General features: G+C 36.3%; 2 protein-coding genes. Both read left to right on the forward strand.

The window, feature by feature from the left end; translation table 11 throughout:
• On the forward strand, window positions 1-810 hold an 810-nt coding region (locus AC23MB_RS14195), incomplete at its 5' end, for a helix-turn-helix transcriptional regulator (protein ID WP_487787631.1).
• Window positions 811-887: 77 nt separating this feature from the next.
• Complete coding sequence (locus AC23MB_RS14200; protein WP_487787632.1) at window positions 888-1,742, forward strand: NmrA family NAD(P)-binding protein; 855 nt, start codon at window positions 888-890, stop codon at window positions 1,740-1,742.
• The last annotated feature ends 270 nt before the right edge of the window (window positions 1,743-2,012 follow it).

Below are 2,012 nucleotides of genomic sequence, written 5' to 3' on the forward strand. Positions count from 1 at the left end.
GGTTTTGCAAAATTACGCCTCCAAAGCTATGGCAGCCTCGTTTTTGGCGTAACTTCGCAAAGCCCTTTCCCGTTAGCGGTCATTGTAACAAAACGACCGTCCAAACAAAACAAAATAATGTATGACACCGAAACAAAACGAATATCACGACTGACTGCAATACTAACACAGTTGCAAACGAAACGACTTTTGACAGCTACGGAACTTGCCAATAAATTTTCAGTAAGCGTAAGAACAATATACAGAGATATAAGAACATTGGAACAGGCAGGCGTTCCGATTGTAACCGAAGACGGAAAAGGTTATACACTAATGGAACACTACCGACTTCCACCCGTTACATTTACTGAAAACGAAGCCAATGCGTTGATTACGGCAGAACAATTAGTATTGAAAAACAAAGACACTTCATTTATTAAAGCCTATTCAGAAGCTATCGCCAAAATCAAAACCGTATTAAAACACAGTGTAAAAGATAAAGCCAATTTACTTTTTGAAAGAGTACAAATTATACAAAATACAGACAACGAAAGGACAAGCGGTAATTTATCCGATTTGCAATTTGCATTAACCAATTATCATTTAACAAAAATATCCTACACCAACGAAGCCGAAAAAACAACGAACAGAAGTGTTGAACCATTTGCCATATTAAGCACTCAGGAAAATTGGTTGCTGTTGGCGTGGTGTCGTTTACGCAATGAATTTCGATTTTTCCGACTTGATAGAATTAAAAAACTTGAAGTACTAACTGAAAACTTTGAGCCACACAAGATGACTTTACAGGAATATTTTGAACTGTATTATTGATTTTTTGCCCACCCCTGACATACTGTTGTCGTAACCCCATTTTAGTTTTGCGGTATCATTAACTAAAAACAAAATATATGAACATAATTGTAGGAGCAACAGGACAAGTAGGCTCAAATCTTATCAGTGAACTAAAAAACAACAACTTTCCTGTAAGGGTAGTCGTGAGAAACCCCGACAAACTTGCGGACAAAACCATCGAAACCCGAACTGCTGACTTATTTAATTTGGAGCAACTTACAGAAGCATTTAAAAGTGGAACGACTGTTTTTGTTTTGACACCCGAAAATCCTGCATCAAACAATATAATCGAAGACACAAAACAGATAGTTGAAAATTACAAAAAAGCTATTCAGGCAACAGGAATTAAAAAAGTAGTCGCCTTGTCTTGTGTCGGGGCACATATTGACAGTAACACAGGCAATGTTTTAATGTCAAGAGTTTTAGAACAAACATTAGATGACTTGAACATAGAAAAAGTATTTATCAGACCGTCCTATTATTTTAGTAATTGGTTGGGATACTTGGAAACTATTGAACAATATGGCGTGTTGCCAACTTTTTTTCCCGAAGATTTGAAAATAGAAATGAACTCGCCTATTGACTTGGCAAAATTTATTGCCAAAATAATGACCGACACATCATCGGAAAAGAAAAGAATTTATGAATTAACAGGACAAAAATACAGCTCGCTTGATGTGGCAAATACATTTTCAAAATTGCTCAACAAAAATGTAACTGTCCAATCCATACCGCAAGACAAATGGAAAGAAACACTTTTATCTGTCGGATTTACTGAAAATACAGCAAATAATCTTTCCGATATGACACAAGCAGTTATTGACAACAAAACTGTTCCCGAGCAACCAAACAGCTCAATAAAACTTCCAACAACATTGGAAAAATATTTTGAAGAACAACTGAAAAGATAACAACGAACCGCTAACATCGCATTGGCAAAATGGCGGGTTAAGTGCTAAATTCAACTTTTGTGCTTTTTTCCCGCCGAATGTGTTCCACATTCAGCTTTTTTTAATAATTTAGCTTCTGTGGAAACACATCGGCTACGTCACTGCTAAATTGAACTTTACGTCCAATTTATCCGCCACTTCGCCAATGCGTTTCCCGTTATCTGCAATTTTATACCAATATTGCGGTTTTTAGAGGAAAATCAGGTTGGATTTTAGCGGAAAAAATTTTTG

The sequence above is a fragment of the Soonwooa sp. T0.1_25 genome (assembly GCF_057652215.1).